This window comes from Arthrobacter sp. NPDC097144 (assembly GCF_044762205.1).
Taxonomy (GTDB): domain Bacteria; phylum Actinomycetota; class Actinomycetes; order Actinomycetales; family Micrococcaceae; genus Arthrobacter_B.
Genome location: NZ_JBIWDW010000001.1, coordinates 668,426 through 684,531, shown reverse-complemented (window position 1 = coordinate 684,531; position 16,106 = coordinate 668,426). Strand labels below are relative to the sequence as shown.

Here is a 16,106-nt window from a genome sequence, read left to right as displayed (position 1 = left end):
GTCCTAGTTGTAGTGCACGAAGCGTCGTGAGAGGCGGAATTGGATGGCGGTCACCAGCATGATGAGCAGCGTCAGCACGATGCCGATGGCGAAGGCACGGCCAAAGTCCAACTGCTTGAAAGCCGTTTCATAAATGACCATCACGGCGGTGCGGGTCGAATCGCCGGGGCCTCCACGGGTAATGACATAGGGCTGATCAAAGATTTGCAGGGCCGAGATAATGGCCATGACACTCGCCACCAGAAGAGTTGGACTCAACAGCGGAAGCGTTATGTTCTTGAACTGTTTCCAACCGGTGGCACCGTCAATGGATGAGGCTTCATACATCTCGACTGGGATGGAGCTCAGGCCACCGATGATGAGCAAAAAGGTGAAGCCGAAGTTCTGCCACACGTACACCAGGATAATGACCACCATGGCCCCTGATTGGGATGTCAGCCAGGGCACTGCGGGGATGCCCGCCAAACCTATGATCTGATTTACCAAACCAAAATTCTGGTTGAACAGGTAAGACATGATGATGGACACGCTGGCGGCCGAAAGAACGAGCGGGAAAAAGAAAGCTGAACGAAAGAAAGTGCGCAGCCAGCTCGGCATCTTTGACTGAACCAGAACGGCCAAGCCAATGGAAGCAGTCAGCTGCAGGGTCACGGCCACCACGACGAAGCCGATCGTGTTCAGGAACGCTCGGCGGATGGTGGGGTCTGCGCCGATGGAGGTGAAGTTGTCCACGCCGACAAATTCCGGTGCGCTGATGATGTCCCAGCGGAAAAAAGCCAAGGTCAATGAGGCAACGATGGGGATGAGCGTGAAGATTGTAATGCCAACAATGGTCGGTGCTAAAAAGAGTGCAGCGAGACGCTTGCCGCCCTTTTGTTTTCCTCTTTCTTTTCCCGGACCTTTGGTTTTGAATTCCTGCTGCGGCCCACTGGCTGCGGATACCTTGACTATGGTTGACATTAGTTTCTCCTCATAGCCAGCTCGAGGTCACGCTGCAGCGTGGACATGGCAGGTTGAATATTGGCTGCGGATCCGGTGACAGCGCCCAGGACATTCTTGATCAGGGCACTTTCGACCGCAGCCTGCTGAGGTGGGGCCGGAATGGGCCCGGAAGTGGGAAACTGGTCCAGCGTGTCGTAGAAGACCTTCCAACGGGCTGGCCCCTTGCCCGTATACAGGGCCTCGTTGACCATGGACCGTCGCGCCGGCGTTGTGGTGGGCAGTGGCATGGCCAATTCCATCGCCTCTTTAGTGGCGCAGAACTTGATCCATTCCCACGCTTCGTCCTTCCGGGTGGAGGTTTTCATGATTGCGTAGCCGGCCGCACCGAATTGGTGCCTCTGGGTGCGCCATTTGGGGAAGAACTGCACATCGAAGGCATCCTCTGCCATGCCTGCCTCCTGCAGACCTTCCACCCAATAGCCGCCGGCAGGCGTTGTGCCAATGAGTCCGGAAGCGAACTGCGCGACCAACTCGTTGCCGCCGCCCTGGGCCGGACTGGTACCTAGACCCTCAGCCACCAAGGTGCGCAAGAATTCGAAGCTCTCCGCAACCCGCGGGTCCTCGGCATTGGGCTCCAACCACTGATAACCGCCGGAGCGCATGCTGCGCGTGGCCTCATTGGGGTAGAACCTGTCCCAGAACCAGCTGCCGCCGGTGCTGCGGGTTTCCTTCAGGAAGCTCGTGTCATTGGCGTACAGCCACGGCACCACTCCTCCGAAGAGCCTGTTGGTCCAGTAATAGGGAACAAACTGCTTGCCGCCGGTTCTCTTCATGGCGGTCAGCGAATTGTAGAAGTCGTCGTGCGTCCAATGGGCTCCCGGAAGCGTCAGGCCTGCTTTTTCAAACGCCCCCGTGTTCATATACATGTTGGCGCTGTTGAAATCCATCGGAAGTTGAAACAAGCTGCCCTGATACATGAATGCTTCAATGAGCGAAGGATGTACATCATCGAAGTAGTTCTGTATTTCTTGTTGGTCCCGCTGTACGTACATGTCTAGAGGTTCAGCCAGGCGCTCGGCAAACAGCTGAGCGCCTTCCGTCGCCACTAACACCACGTCAGGAGAGGTTCCTGCGGCCACCATGGTGAGGATCTTCGCGAAAAAGTCTCCCCAATCAGCACCTTGAATGGCTTGAATTCTGACCGTGATGTCCGGGTTGGCCGCCGAAAAAGCCTTCACCAGATTGACCCGGCTTTCGGCATCCTGGGCATTGCCGAGGATGGCAACACTGAGCGAGTCCGATCCCCTTCCAGGGATGTCTGCTCCTGACATCCTGGGCCAGCTTGCCCCAAGGGCGCCGACCGCACCAACGCCCAGCAAACTCAAGGCCAGTCGTCTTGATACGTCGCTCATGTTGCCTCCTCACCTCTACCTAACTCGTGTCAGGCAGCATTGCAGAGCGACCTAACACGTGTCAAGTGTGACTGCCGTCGCAGTATGCAAGTGGTGACGGCCGTGGATGGGGCTAGGCCTCCCGTGCCGCGGAGTCCTCTCCGGTTACTGGCGGCACTGGTATCCCTTGGGCCATTGGATTCTGCCCCAACTCGGCCTTCCGCAGAGCTTGATCCTGGCCTTGGTGGAGCTTGGTGAAGGGTTCAGCCGCGACGTGACCAACATTGGCCGCTTCGGGACAGGTGGCGGGGAATTGAGAGTTGAACTCGAATCACAGTGGTCGGTTGTGGAAGACCTCACTAGGCCTGTGTACCCGGCTAACTAGTAGTCCAATGCGATTCTCCGCAGTCTTCCGGGCCGAGATGTTCCGCCAGTGAAGGAATACCGCTAGGACGATCAGCGGCACGTGGATGGCAGGGAGGTTCCGGGCGAACCATCGGGGGAGATAGATGTCAGTGACAGACCCGGAACTGTCTCCGAGCTCCCGTGCCACCGCGGTCAGCGGGCAGTGGAAACCGTTGCCGGCGAAGACGAGGATTTCCGCGGTGACCACCGCAGCCGCGATCCCAACCCTTCGGTCAGTCCGCTTGCGGACGCCGGCGTAGAGAACGTAAAGCATGCAGGCCTCGATGGTGAACCACGCAAATGTGTGAAAGGCCTTCACTGCCCTCAGCAGAATGGCGCGTTCATCCATGCTTCATTGTCGCGCCCGCTCTCGGGAAAGCGGGCGCGGATTCCGAGACTCCAAGCCTCCGAGACCCCTGATTCCGAGACTCCGAGCCGCCTTCCGCATCCGTACCCGCTTATTCGGCCGGGACCGGTTTAACTGCCAGGGCCGACCGCAGCCGGGACCCGATGAACTCGCGGGCAACCACGGCATCGTCAATGAGCCCGGCCATATAGAGGAACGGATGCACCTGTCCGCTGAACCGTACGGCGGTTGTGGGCACTCCGGCTTCCCGCAGCCGGCGGGCGTACGCCTCACCCTCGTCGCGCAGCGGATCGCATTCGCCGGTAATGACGGTGGCGGGGGCAACGCCGGAGAGGTCGGGGTTCCGGGCGGGGGAGAGCCGGACATCGTCCAGATCCGCCCCGGCCGCATAGGTGTCCACGAAATACTGCATATCCCGCTGCGTCAGGAAATGCCCGTCCGCAAACTCTGCATAGCTCGCGGTGGACCCCACGCGGGCATCGGTCACCGGATAAACCAGCACCTGGTGTGCCAGCGGCGGCACATGCCCGGCGAGCTGCTGGGCGGTGACCGCGGCCAGGTTTCCTCCGGCGCTGTCCCCGGCCACCGCCACGCGGGTCGGGTCAATGGCCAGCCCGGACTCGCCCGAGAGCAGCGCAGCGGTGACGGATTCGGCGTCGTCGGCCGCTGCCGGGAACACGTGTTCCGGTGCCTTGCGGTAGTCCACACTGACAGGGGCAGAGCGTTCTCGAGGTCGGCACGGTTCTGTTCCGCGGTTTGAGTGTCCAGCGGCGGGGCGTCCTTCAGCAGGTCGAGGAAAGTCTGTGCCTGGGGATGGACCTGCATAGCTGCTCCTGGGATTGCCGGGGTGGGACAAAAAACCTAGCACGCCCGCAGCAGTGTTCGCCGGATTGCCCATCGCACGGGAAACCTTGCGCTTCCCGGCGCACCGCCATAGCCTCACACCCACATGCAGCGGCAGCGGTGGCCAGGCAGGCGTCCGCTGACACGTCCGCTGAAAGCGACCAGGGACGGGACAGACAGTGGCCTCGATTCAGGTGTTGGGAACCGGCGGAACCATCGCCTCCCGCGGGCAAGGCACTGCGGGGTCCGTGGCGGCCGACGGCGCAGCAACCCTCACCGCCGGCCTGACCGGCGGGCACACGGTCACCGCCCGCGACATCCTGACCACCGGCAGCTACCGCCTGACGCTGCAGGATCTGCGCATCATCGCGGAGCAGGTCCAGGAAACGCTGGAGCAGGACGACGTCGACGGCGTGGTGGTCACGCACGGCACCGACACCATGGAAGAGACCGCCTTCCTGCTGGACCTGGTGCACGACAGCCCCAAGCCCGTGGTTTTCACGGGTGCCCAGCGGCCGGCGGACAGCGATGCTCCGGACGGCCCGCACAACCTCGCCGAGGCCGTAGCCGCCGCCGCGGAGGACCGCCTGCGCGGCGCCGGGGTGGTGATCAGTTTCGCCGGCAGCATCCGCACCGCCCGCGGCGCCCGCAAAATCCACACCACCGCAGCCAGCCCCTTTGCCGGCGGAGTGGAGGTGGCGCACCTGGCCGGGAACGACGTCGTCGTCACGGCTTTTCCGGGTCCCCGCCGCGCCCTGCCGCTTCCCGGGCAGGCCTTCGACTCCATGAGCGTGGAGATCATTACGGCTTACCCCGGCGCAACTCCGACCCTGATGCGCCACGCCGCCGACGACGGTGCGCACGCCGTCGTCCTGGCCGGAACCGGAATCGGCAACGCCGGCGACGGGTTTGCCGAAGCCGTCGCCGAACTGACCGGCAACGGCGTGCCGGTGATCCTGAGCAGCCGCACCCCGTGGGGACCGGTGATTCCCACCTACGGCAACGGCGGCGGCAAGGACCTGGCCCGCGCCGGCGCCGTCGTCTCACGGGATCTGAACCCGTTCCAGGCCCGGATCCTGGCCGCCGTGCTGCTCGCCGCCGACCCCAATCCGCAGACCTTCGCCGCCCGCTTCACCCGCTACAGCTAAACCGCACCGATACACCCCGACGCCGTCAACCAGGAGGACACCATGGCCAAGAACATCTACGTTTCAGTGGGGATCGACGTTGACGCCGTGGGCGGCTGGCTCGGCTCCTACGGGGGAGAGGACTCGCCCGGGGACATTTCCCGCGGCCTGTTCTCCGGCGAGGTGGGCGTACCCCGCCTGCTCAAGCTGGCCGCCGACCGGCAAATGCCCGTCACCTGGTTCTGGCCCGGGCACTCCATTGAAACGTTCCCGGAACAGTTTGACGCCACCGTGGCCGCCGGGCACGAGGTGGGCGTGCACGGTTACAGCCACGAGAACCCCATCGCCATGAGCCGCGAGCAGGAAACCGAGGTGCTGGATTACTGCATCGAGCTGTTCACCGCCCGCACGGGCACCAAACCGGTGGGCTATGTGGCGCCGTGGTGGGAGTTCTCTCCCGTCACCAATGAGATCCTGCTGGAGCGCGGCTTCCTGTACGACCATTCCCTGATGCACAACGACTTCACCCCGTACTACGTCCGGGTGGGAGACTCCTGGACCAATATCAATTACGACGCCGGTTCGGCCCGGGAGTGGATGAAGCCCCTGGTCCGCGGCGACGAGACGGACCTGATCGAGATTCCCGCGAACTGGTACCTGGATGATCTGCCTCCCATGATGTTCATCAAGGGCAGCGCCAACAGCCACGGCTTTGTGTCCCCGCGGGATATTGAGCAGCTGTGGAAGGACCAGTTTGATTGGGTCTACCGCGAAATGGATTATGCCGTATTTCCGATAACGATTCATCCGGACGTTTCCGGGCGGCCTCAGAACCTGCTGATGCTGGAGCGGCTTTTTGACCATATTGCCGGGCACGACGGCGTGGAGTTCGTAGATATGGAAACCATTGCCCGCGACTTTGCTGCCCGGAATCCCCGCGGCGATTCCGCAAAAGGATCCGGCTCGAAATTAGGCTGATTTCCTGCCTCAGCCAGGCGCGTTTTTCAAGAATTCAGACGTGGCGGTAGGGACACCAATCAGGCTGTAGGCTATGGACTCGATGCAATCGCATCATTATGAGCTCATCCACCCGGTACAGCTATTTCACAGTCTTTAGTCCATGGGGGACCTATGCCGTTTTTGTCTTTCTCCGGTGCGCGCGCCGGAGCCCGCACTCTGTCGTGGAGCGCGCTCACTCTCACGGCAGTCCTCGCCGTCGCCGGCTGCGGTGCCGGCGACGGAGCCGAAGCTGCCGCCATCACCGCCCCGTCGCCCACCAAGTCCTCGGCCACGCCGACGGCTACGCGGACACCCACGGCTACGCCGACGCCCACTCCGACGGCGACTCCCATCGCAAACCAAAGCTGCACGACGGCGGGAGCGAGCCGGACCGTCAATGACGCCGCCACTGCCAGCCCCAGCCCCACACCCTCAACGTCTTCTGCCAGCCCTTCAGCGTCGGCCTCGCCTTCACCGTCAGCCTCACCGTCGCCGACACAGACGTCCCCGTCCGCCACGCCCACTATTCAGAGCGCGGTCTACGTCTGCACCGAGGATGACAACGGCGCACTCATCTGGATGGACGAGGACAGCTCGGTGACGCTCCTCGCAGCACGCAAGGCCAAGGCAGAAGAACAGGCCGCCCGGGATCAGCAGAAGGCTGAACCGGCGCCGCCGCCCGTTGATCCTGCCCCTGCTCCTCTTCCTCCGGCACCTGAACCGCCTGCTCCCGCCCCGGCTCCGGAGCCTGCCCCGGTTCCGGCCCCGGTTCCGGCTCCCGCCCCTGTTCCTGAGCCTGCGCCGGTGATTCCCGAGCCGGCACCTGCTGCCGTGTATTACAAGAACTGCGCTGCGGCGCGTGCAGCAGGCGCTGCGCCGGTGTACGCGGGCCAGCCCGGTTACGGTACTCATCTGGACCGAGACGGCGACGGAGTCGGCTGCGAATAACCCCGCCCGAGCAGCGGGAGCCCGGGAATCGTTCCGGGCTCCCGCTGCTGTGTGAGGGTGCCGGCAGTCCGGCCCTACCTCGTGCGGATGTGCACGGAAGCGCCCCGGAAGCGCCCCGGAACCGTCCCGGCGTCGTACGCGCCCTACGCCCGCCGGCGGGGCAGCGTTGCCACGGCAACCCCGCCCAGGGCCAAGGCTCCGCCAAACAACGCCGCCACCGGCGGCACCTCCTGCAGCAGGAGCCAGGACAGGACCACCACCACGGCCGGGACCGCGTAAGTGGTGGCCGCCGTGCGGCCCGCGCTGAACCGGGCCAGCACATAACCCCAGGTGGTGAAGGCAATCGCGGTGGGGAACACCCCGAGGTACACCACCGCCAGGGTGGAGGAGAGCGGTGCGGCGGACAGTGCCCGGACCAGGTCGGGAGTGAAGGGCAGGCACGCGACGGCGGCCGCCAGGCAGCCGATCCAGGTCATGGTGGTGGCGTCCACGTGCTGCAGCAGACTCTTCTGCAAGGTGGCCGCACCGCCGTAAAGGACGGCGGCTGCAAGCCCGAGGCCAACGCCCACCGGATCCACTGTCCCGGTGGAGGTGGCGGCCGCGATGACGGCAACGCCGGTGAAGGCCACCAGCATGCCGACGATCAGCCGCCGTGGAAACCCCTCACCCAGCAGCAGCCCGGCGAGGATCGCGACGATCATGGGTGCCAGGTTGACCAGCAGTGCAGCGGTGCCGGCATCCAGATGGCGTTCGGCCGCATTCAGCACCAGGTTGTAGACGCCAAACCAGGCCAGTCCCCAGACAATCACCAGTGCCAGGAGTCGTCCCCGCAACGGCTTGCGCGTCGCCCGCAGCTGGTCCGCACCGACGGCACCCGCACCGTCGGCACCCCCACCACCGGCACCCGCACCCGCAGCGGCAGCCAGGCTCCGGCGTCGTCGGCCGGCGACGGCGGCAATGGCCATCAGCGCCACCGCTCCCACCGCGATCCGGCCCAGCGTCAGTGCGCCCGGGCTGAAGTCCGCACCGGCGGATCGGATGCCCACAAAGGCGGAGGCCCAGAGCACCACGGTCACGGCCATGGCGGCCCACAGGCGCGGAGTGTTGCCGTTTGAGACCCGGGCGGGTCGGGAAGCTGTAGAAGTCATGCTTGAATTCTTGCCCACCGGATGATTCAGCACCAGTTCCGATTATTGATTCACTCTTCAGTGGCGCTGTAGAGTGCACGCCATGTTGGATGTTCATCGGCTTCGGATCTTTTCCGCCGTTGTGGCCAGCGGTTCCGTGGCCGCCGCAGCAGCAAACCTCGGCTACACCCCGTCTGCCGTCAGCCAGCACCTGACCGCCCTGCAGCGCGAAACCGGGCTCACCCTCCTGGAGCGGGCCGGCCGCGGCCTGCGCCCGACGACGGCTGGCCTGGTGGTGGCCGAACAGGCGGAAGGGATCCTGGCCCGGCTTAGCGACACCGAAGCGGTGCTCGCTGATCTTCGCACCGGACGCAACGGCAGGCTCTCCATCGGCTACTTCGCGTCAGTGGGTGCTGCGTGGATGCCAGAAGTGGCCCGCCGCATCACCGACGAGCTGCCCGGGGTCCGTCTGGAGCTGCAGCTGCGCGATGAGATCGCCCCCGAGCTCCGCGACCGGCCGGACATCCAGCTGGTGGTCGGCCGGAAGGGAACCGTCAGCCCCGGCAGCGGATTCGACGCGCACCACCTGATCAATGACGCCTATGTTGCCGTCCTGCCGGAGAACCACCCCTTCGCGGACCGGGACGAGGTGGAGCTGGCGGAATTGGTGGGGGAGCGCTGGGTGGACAACGACTTTGCCTACGGACTGTGCCGGCAGAACCTGCTGGACACCTGTGCCGCCGCCGGGTTCACCCCCACCTTCCATGTGGAGGCCCATGACTACGCGACGGCGATTGCCTTCGTCAGCGCCGGCGTCGGGATTACCGTGCTCCCCGGACTGAGCGCCCGGCAGCTGCCGGGCAATGTCCGCAGGGTCGCCGTCGTCCGCCCGGAACCGGTCCGGTCCATCTACGCCGTGGTGCGCCGAAGCATGGCCGGCACCGTCCCCGTGCAGCTGGTGCTGGAGACCTTGTTTGCGCGGAGCCGGCAGCCGGAACCCGCATCCGCGGTTACGGAATGACAGCGCCACAGCCGTAACAACTGTCACAACTTTGGTAAGGCATGCCTTAGTCTTATTTGGTTAGGCAATCCTAAATCCAGTGCGATGCCCCGAGTGCGCGCCTGTGGCCCCCGGGTTGCTCCCCACTGTTGACGAAGGAATACCACCTTGCGCCTTTCACGACTCACTGCCGTCACCGCGGCTGCCCTGCTGACCATCGGGCTGTCCGCCTGCGCCACCTCCGAGGCCAGCACCGATGACGCCACCGGCTCCGCGTTTGAGCCGATCACCATCGAGCACGCCCTGGGCACCACCACCATCGAGACCAAGCCCGAGCGCGTGGCCACGGTCAACTGGGCCAACCACGAGGTACCGCTGGCCCTGGGCATCGTCCCGGTGGGCATGGCCGCAGCGAACTACGGCGACGACGACGGCGACGGCCTGCTTCCGTGGGTCAGCGAAAAGCTCGAGGAACTCGGCGGCGAAACCCCTGTCCTCTTCGACGAGAACGACGGCATCGACTTTGAAGCGGTGGCCGACACCAATCCGGACGTTATCCTCGCCGCGTACTCCGGCCTGACCCAGGAGGACTACGACACGCTCAGCGAAATCGCCCCCGTGGTCGCCTACCCGGAAACCGCCTGGGGCACCTCCTGGCGCGAAATGATCGAGCTGAACGCCGAAGGCCTGGGCATGAAGGAGGAAGGCGAAGAGCTCATCACCGACCTCGAAACCGAAATGTCCGACGCCGCTGCCGAGCACCCGGACCTCGAAGGCAAGAACGCCATGTTCCTGACCCACGTGGACACCACCGACCTCAGCGAAGTCAGCTTCTACACCACGAAGGACACCCGCACCATGTTCTTCGAGGACCTGGGCATGGCCGTTGCCGACAGCGTGAAGACCGCCTCGGACGCCACGGACAAGTTCTCCCTGACGCAGAGCGCCGAGCAGGCCGACGCCTTCAACGACGTGGACGTGATCGTCAGCTACGGCGGCCAGGAACTCGTCACCGCACTGGAATCCGATCCGCTGCTCTCGCAGATCCCCGCCGTCGCGAACGGCTCCATTGTCCTGCTGCCCGACACCCCGCTGGGCACGGCGGCCAACCCGACCCCACTGGCCATCTCCTGGGTCCTGGACGACTACCTCACCCTGCTGTCCGACGCCGCAGCCAAGGCGAAGTGACACCACACCACACGGTGACGGCGCCGGTCGCTTACCGGCGCCGGCGCCCGGCCCGGCTTCGCGCCCTCTGGTTCCTGGCCGCCGTCGCCGTGCTCGCCGCCCTGATGCTCGCCAGCATCACGGTGGGCGCGCGCGACGTCGGCTGGAATGACATTTTTGCCGCACTGGGCGGCTCGGCCGAGGGCTTTGACCAGGCCGCCGTCGCCAAGCGCATTCCGCGCACCCTGCTTGCGGTCGCCGCCGGCGCCGCGCTGGGCCTCTCCGGCGCCGTCATGCAGGGCGTGACCCGCAATCCGCTGGCCGATCCGGGCATCCTGGGCATCAACATGGGCGCCTCACTGGCGATTGTGGCCGGCATGGCGTTCTTCGGCCTGGCCGCCGCCTCCAGCTATGTCTGGCTGGCGATCGCCGGTGCCGGCATCACCGCCGTCTTTGTCTACCTGATCGGTTCGCTGGGCCGTGGCGCCGCCACCCCGCTGAAACTCGCGCTGGCCGGTGCCGCCACGGCGGCCGCGCTGTCCTCCTTCGTCAGCGCCATTGTGCTGCCGCGCAATGACCTGGCGCAGGGCGTGCGCTCCTGGCAGATCGGCGGCGTGGGCGGCGGCTCCTATGACAGCCTGGGCCAGATCCTGCCCTTCCTGCTGGCCGGCTTTGCCATTTGCCTGCTCTCGGCCCGCGGGCTGAACTCGCTGGCCCTGGGTGATGAGCTCGCGGCTGGCCTGGGCGAACGCGTGGCCCTGGCCCGAGGCGGCGCAGCCCTGGGCGCAGTTATCCTCTGCGGGGCATCCACCGCGGTGACCGGCCCCATCGCCTTCGTCGGCCTGGTGGTCCCGCACGCCTGCCGGCTGCTCGTCGGCGTGGACCACCGCTGGCTGCTGCCTTTCACCGCCGTCGCGGGCGCCGCGCTAGTGACCGCCGCCGACGTCGTTGGCCGCATCATCGCCCGGCCCGCCGAGATCGACGTCGGCATCATCACCGCGCTGATCGGCGCCCCGTTCTTCATCTACATTGTCCGCCGGCAGAAGGTGCGTGCCCTGTGAGCATTGAAGTCTCCACCGTGCAAACCGCCGGCGAAAGCACGGCCGCCGCGGTTGCCCGGGTCCGCCACGGTGCCGCTGCCCGCTACCGGCTGGTGGTCACCCTCCTGGCCGTGGCAATCCTGGCCGTCTTCGCGCTGAGCCTGATGGCCGGGCGCACCTTTTACGCGCCGGCGGACGTGCTGCACGTGATCCTCGGGGAGGACGTGCCCGGCGCCTCCTTCGCCGTCGGCCGGCTGCGCCTGCCGCGCGCGGTGCTGGCTGTGCTGACCGGCGCCTGCTTCGGCCTGGCCGGCGTGGCGTTCCAGACCATGCTCCGCAATCCGCTGGCCAGCCCGGACATTATCGGCATCAGTTCCGGCGCCGGCGCGGGAGCCGCGTTTGCCATTGTCGGGCTCGGCCTGGGCGGCACCGCGGTGTCCACCTTCGCCATCGTCTCCGGCCTGGCCGTGGCGATGGCCGTGTACGCGCTGTCCTATAAGCGGGGTGTGGCGGACACCCGGCTGATCCTGGTGGGCATCGGCATCGCCGCGATGCTGGACTCGGTCACCGCCTACGTGCTGAACCAGGCCCCGGACTGGAAACTGCAGGAAGCCATGCGCTGGCTCACCGGCAGCCTCAACGGTGCTTCCTGGAACCAAGTCCTGCCGGTGCTCGCTGCCCTGGCCGTGCTGGCGCCGGTGCTGCTGAGCCAGTCAAAAAACCTGGCCGTCACCCGGCTCGGCGACGACGCCGCCTCCGCCCTGGGCGTGCGCGTGAACCTCACCCGGATTGTGGTGATCGTGACCGCCGTCGGGCTCATTTCCTTTGCCACCGCGGCCGCCGGACCCATCGCCTTCGTCGCATTCCTCTCCGGACCGATCGCGGCCCGGCTGGTGGGCCCCGGCCCGTCGCTGCTGGTTCCCGCCGGACTGGTGGGGGCGCTGCTGGTGTTGGTGGCCGATTTCTGCGGCCAGTACGCCTTCGGCACCCGGATGCCGGTGGGCGTCATCACCGGAGTGCTCGGCGCTCCGTTCCTTGTTTACCTCATTGTCCGCGTCAACCGCGCAGGAGCCTCGCTGTGACCGCAACCCACACCTTAAACGTCGAAAACCTCACGCTGGGCTACGGCGACCGCACGGTCATCGATTCCCTGGACCTCATGGTTCCGGCCGGGAAGGTCACCGCGATCATCGGCGCCAACGCCTGCGGCAAGTCCACGCTGCTGCGCTCGATGTCCCGGCTGCTCGCCCCGCGCTCCGGGCACGTGCTGCTGGACGGCAAGGCGGTGCATTCCATTCCGGCCAAGCAGCTCGCGCGCACGCTGGGGTTGCTGCCGCAGTCACCGATCGCGCCCGAAGGCATCACGGTGGCCGATCTGGTGGGCCGCGGCCGGCACCCGCACCAGGGCATCTTTGCGCGCTGGAACGCCGACGACGACGCCGCCGTTGCCGCCGCGCTGGACGCCACCTCCACCGCCGCGCTGGCGGACCGGGCCGTGGATGAACTCTCCGGCGGACAGCGGCAGCGGGTCTGGATCGCGATGGCACTGGCGCAGCAGACGGACCTGCTGCTGCTGGACGAACCCACCACGTTCCTGGACGTCAGCCACCAAATTGAGGTGCTGGATCTGCTCACGGACCTGAACCGCTCCCGCGGCACCACCATTGTGATGGTGCTGCATGACCTGAACCTGGCCGCCCGCTACGCCGACCACCTGGTGGCCGTGGCGGACGGGAAACTGCACGCTGCCGGCCTGCCGGAGGACGTGCTCACCGAGGCCACCGTGCGGACGGTGTTCGGCATGGACAACATGGTGATCACCGACCCGTCCTCGGGTAAACCGCTGATGCTGCCCCTGGGCCGGCACCATGTGGCGGAGGCGCGAAACTCAGAGGCCGGAACGCCCCGGGACTAAGCGACAGGTATCCGTTCAGCCGGGCCTCGTTTCGGTCAGGTGCCTGCCAAGACGCTCCGTGCGTGCTCGTACTTTGCGGCCAGCCGCTGCCGGGTCTCCGGATCCAGCCGGGCTGTGCGGGCGGGATCAGTGTTGTCATCAAGGTCCGCCTGCTTGACCGCCCGGGCGATCCGGTTGGCCCGCACCCGCCGGTAGTAGGCGTCCCGATCCTCGTCGGCCCGCTTGGTCATGGCATCCACGGCGGCAACAACCTCGGCCGGGAACTGCTGCGCCAGATCCTCCAACGTCACCGGGGTGTCCTCCACAACGTCATGCAGCCACGCCACCGCCTGCGCCGCTTCCAAGTCGCCGGCGGCGGCATGCCGGGTCACGTGGCCGGCCACCCGGCCGGGATGCCCGATATACGGAGATCCGTTCTTGTCCACCTGTCCCTGATGGGCCTGGGCGGCAACGTCCTTCGCCTCGGTCACTAGATCGCGCATGATGCCTCGCCTTCTGCCGCGGATGCCACGGCGTTGGAGCATGTCCTTTCTCCGACGATAACCGGTGCCTCTGACACGCGCTGTGCGCGACTCGGTTCGGCTCACCCGGCCGGTTGTTCCTCGCCCGCCGCTGATCCCTTACCCGGCCGACGCGTGCAGCGCGCGCAGGGTCAGGTCCAGCCGGTGCACGGATCCGCCGGCGGGAACCGGGGTGCTGAGCCGCTCAAGGTCCGCCAGGATCAGCCGGGCCAGGGCATCGCTTTCCCGGAAGGACGCCGCGTTGCTGTGCGGCCGGGCAAATGCACCGGAACCCCAGGATGATGCGGCGGCCCCCACCGCATAAAGCCGGGGCGCCGCATGTCCGTCCCGGCCCACCATCCGTCCGCGGGCGTCCACCAGCAGCTTCCCGGATGAGCCATCCTCACAGCCCAGTCCCGCAGCTGCCAGCGAGCTCAGGGCCGGGTTCAGCGACCCGGCCACCGACGGCTCCGGCAGGCGTGCCTCAATCAGGGCCCGGGCGTGCACGCTGGCACCGGTCTGCGGTGAACGGGCAGTAAACATGCCCCGTTCCTCGTCCCCCGCCACCTCCAGGCCCGGGCCCAGGAAGTGGAGCAAACCGGCGTCGTGCAGTGCCAGCAGTTCCCGCAGCCGGTGTGCGGGCGGCCCGGAATCCACGTGGCTGAAGAATCCGTGCCACCAGCCTCCCGCCGCGTCCCGGGACGCGGGCGTCAGCACTGCCGGCGGAACCAGCGCACCCAGTGCGGCGTAGACATTGAGCAGGCCGTAGAACAGGCCCAGGGTCTCGGAATGGGCACCGCTGTCCCGCAGCCGCAGGTCCGCGCGGATGTGGCCGGCCACGGCGTCCTGCACCTCGGCAAGGTCCGCGAAATGCCGTCCCGCCAGCGGCCGGTCCAGGTCCTCGAACTCCAGATGGTCCGCCGGCGCGGGAACTGCCGCTGCCACCAGCCGGCGGCGCTCCGCGGAGTACCAGGGAACGGCGTCGAACGCCCGCTCAAAGCCAGGCCACGCCATGGCCACGCGCGCCGGATGACCGGTGAACAGCTCCCGGTAATACGCCAGCGCGGCGTCCTTGGCAGCCAGCGGCCACAGGTGTTCGTAAAAATCCAGTGTTCCGTGCTCGCGGACCAAAGCGCCGACGGCGCCGGCGGTCAGGTAGCGCAGCGGGGCCACCGGTTCCCCCTGCAGCGGCGCGGTGATCTTGGACCGGTACGGGACTCCGCGGCGCGAGCCGGCCCACAACCGTGGTTCCCTGCCCGAAGCCCGATATTCCAGGGCGCCGCCGGGCAGCTGCCGGAAGCTCCCGCCGCGGCCTTCCATCAGGAGCACCACCAGGTCAATGAACGCCAGCCCCATTCCGGTTACCACGGCGTCCTGCCCCGGAGCCAGGGCGGAAAAATCGACGTCATTGGTGTAGGCGGGCGGAACGTGGAACAGCCGGTGCCGGGCAGCGAAACCGGCCAGGTCCCGGGAGCGGCCCGAGGGCACGGAATCGGTGTGCCCCACCGCAGCCACTACGGCGTCGGCCCGCAGTTCAGTTCCCGAATCCAGTGCAACGGCGTAGCTGCCGCCCGCCGCCCGGACACCCACCGCCGTGTTCCGGTGATGGGTCACCGAAACCTGCGGGCCGAGCTCCGCCGCGGTGCGCCGAAAAAACCATTCCAGGTACAGGCTGTGCAGCCGGCGGGAGGGGAACGACGTCGGCTCCAGAGTGCACGCCTGTTCGGCCAGATCCGCGTCCGGCAGGTCCACGTCGGTGATGGTTCCCTCCGCCACGCCCCGGCACCACTGGAGCAGCCCCGGGCCCGGGCGGGCCGGCCCGGCGCACTGCACCGAGTCATCGGTAAACATGGTGATGTCCGCTGCCATGGAATTGAGCAGCAGCTGCGGACTCTGGCTGCGCCGCCAGATCCGGCCCGAGCCGGGGCTGTGCGGCTCCACCACGTGGATCTGCAGCGGTGCGCGGAACCGGCCGGACGAGATGCCGGCAGCGAGGCGCTCCAGGATGAGAGCCGCCCGGGGGCCGCCGCCAATGAACACGAGGGAGGCGGCGCCTGCCGCGGAAGGCGCGTCCGGGGACGCGGAGCCGGCACGGATCACGGGTGGCTTCCTTTCAGCTGGCGGTACGTCCGGCGTTGCATCCGGCGGAGGTTCGAGGGGGTGGAGTCCGCCCATGCTAGGCCCGCCGGGGCGGCTTCCGTGCCTGCCGGTTCACGTACGTTCACGGCCCGAAATCCGGCGTCATCCACCGTCATTCGGTGACCTCCGGAGTCGTCCCGGAGGCGAATATTTCCTCCGCGGTCCCCGTGCGAAGCGATGTTTTGGGATGCCCGGC

The 16,106-nt window shown here is 66.7% G+C and carries 15 protein-coding genes; 8 read left to right on the top strand and 7 right to left on the bottom strand.

Annotated features, from left to right (window positions below; genetic code table 11):
* Window positions 1–3: 3 nt before the first annotated feature.
* The 4 genes from ACIQXM_RS03185 to ACIQXM_RS03170 all read right to left on the bottom strand — a co-directional run bounded on the left by ACIQXM_RS03185 (window position 4) and on the right by ACIQXM_RS03170 (window position 4,003).
* Window positions 4–960: a carbohydrate ABC transporter permease gene (locus ACIQXM_RS03185; protein ID WP_400927449.1), complete on the bottom strand. Its 957-nt coding sequence runs from the start codon at window positions 958–960 to the stop codon at window positions 4–6.
* Window positions 960–2,354 carry an extracellular solute-binding protein gene (locus tag ACIQXM_RS03180; protein WP_400927448.1) on the bottom strand — a complete coding sequence of 465 codons (1,395 nt, stop codon included), beginning with the start codon at window positions 2,352–2,354 and terminating at the stop codon, window positions 960–962. The genes ACIQXM_RS03185 and ACIQXM_RS03180 overlap by 1 nt, the downstream gene beginning before the upstream one ends.
* A gap of 310 nt (window positions 2,355–2,664) precedes the next feature.
* Window positions 2,665–3,087: a hypothetical protein gene (locus tag ACIQXM_RS03175; protein ID WP_400927445.1), complete on the bottom strand. Its 423-nt coding sequence runs from the start codon at window positions 3,085–3,087 to the stop codon at window positions 2,665–2,667.
* 109 nt (window positions 3,088–3,196) lie between these two features.
* Window positions 3,197–4,003, bottom strand: a complete 807-nt coding sequence (locus ACIQXM_RS03170; protein WP_400927443.1) for an alpha/beta hydrolase — start codon at window positions 4,001–4,003, stop codon at window positions 3,197–3,199.
* A 124-nt stretch (window positions 4,004–4,127) separates the two neighbouring features.
* Between ACIQXM_RS03170 and ACIQXM_RS03165 the strand changes: the two genes are divergently transcribed.
* The 3 genes from ACIQXM_RS03165 (at window position 4,128) to ACIQXM_RS03155 (ending at window position 7,022) form a co-directional block, all read left to right on the top strand.
* A complete protein-coding gene (locus ACIQXM_RS03165) occupies window positions 4,128–5,096 on the top strand; it encodes an asparaginase (RefSeq protein WP_400927440.1) in 969 nt (322 codons plus the stop codon).
* Window positions 5,097–5,138: 42 nt separating this feature from the next.
* Entirely contained in the window at window positions 5,139–6,053 is a 915-nt protein-coding gene (locus ACIQXM_RS03160; RefSeq protein ID WP_400927438.1) for a polysaccharide deacetylase, read from the top strand.
* A 153-nt stretch (window positions 6,054–6,206) separates the two neighbouring features.
* Complete coding sequence (locus ACIQXM_RS03155) at window positions 6,207–7,022, top strand: excalibur calcium-binding domain-containing protein (RefSeq protein ID WP_400927435.1); 816 nt, start codon at window positions 6,207–6,209, stop codon at window positions 7,020–7,022.
* 143 nt (window positions 7,023–7,165) lie between these two features.
* Here the strand turns inward: ACIQXM_RS03155 and ACIQXM_RS03150 are convergent, their stop codons facing one another.
* Complete coding sequence (locus tag ACIQXM_RS03150) at window positions 7,166–8,170, bottom strand: DMT family transporter (RefSeq protein ID WP_400927432.1); 1,005 nt, start codon at window positions 8,168–8,170, stop codon at window positions 7,166–7,168.
* Between the two features lie 82 nt (window positions 8,171–8,252).
* Between ACIQXM_RS03150 and ACIQXM_RS03145 the strand changes: the two genes are divergently transcribed.
* The 5 genes from ACIQXM_RS03145 to ACIQXM_RS03125 all read left to right on the top strand — a co-directional run bounded on the left by ACIQXM_RS03145 (window position 8,253) and on the right by ACIQXM_RS03125 (window position 13,271).
* Window positions 8,253–9,170, top strand: a complete 918-nt coding sequence (locus tag ACIQXM_RS03145) for a LysR family transcriptional regulator (protein WP_400927429.1) — start codon at window positions 8,253–8,255, stop codon at window positions 9,168–9,170.
* Window positions 9,171–9,317: 147 nt separating this feature from the next.
* On the top strand, window positions 9,318–10,337 hold the full coding sequence (locus ACIQXM_RS03140; RefSeq protein WP_400927426.1) for an iron-siderophore ABC transporter substrate-binding protein: 1,020 nt from the start codon (window positions 9,318–9,320) through the stop codon (window positions 10,335–10,337).
* Window positions 10,334–11,377, top strand: a complete 1,044-nt coding sequence (locus ACIQXM_RS03135; protein ID WP_400927423.1) for a FecCD family ABC transporter permease — start codon at window positions 10,334–10,336, stop codon at window positions 11,375–11,377. The genes ACIQXM_RS03140 and ACIQXM_RS03135 overlap by 4 nt, the downstream gene beginning before the upstream one ends.
* Before the next feature lie 2 nt (window positions 11,378–11,379).
* On the top strand, window positions 11,380–12,438 hold the full coding sequence (locus tag ACIQXM_RS03130) for a FecCD family ABC transporter permease (RefSeq protein ID WP_400927746.1): 1,059 nt from the start codon (window positions 11,380–11,382) through the stop codon (window positions 12,436–12,438).
* A complete protein-coding gene (locus ACIQXM_RS03125) occupies window positions 12,435–13,271 on the top strand; it encodes an ABC transporter ATP-binding protein (RefSeq protein WP_400927421.1) in 837 nt (278 codons plus the stop codon). Before ACIQXM_RS03130 ends, ACIQXM_RS03125 begins: the two co-directional genes overlap by 4 nt.
* A 35-nt stretch (window positions 13,272–13,306) precedes the next feature.
* On the opposite strand, the gene ACIQXM_RS03120 is transcribed toward ACIQXM_RS03125, so the two are convergent.
* Together ACIQXM_RS03120 and ACIQXM_RS03115 are read right to left on the bottom strand one after the other, a co-directional pair.
* Entirely contained in the window at window positions 13,307–13,753 is a 447-nt protein-coding gene (locus ACIQXM_RS03120) for an HD domain-containing protein (protein ID WP_400927420.1), read from the bottom strand.
* 138 nt (window positions 13,754–13,891) lie between these two features.
* Window positions 13,892–15,871 (bottom strand): FAD/NAD(P)-binding protein, encoded by a 1,980-nt coding sequence (locus tag ACIQXM_RS03115; protein WP_400927418.1) that lies wholly within the window; start codon window positions 15,869–15,871, stop codon window positions 13,892–13,894.
* Between the last annotated feature and the right edge of the window lie 235 nt (window positions 15,872–16,106).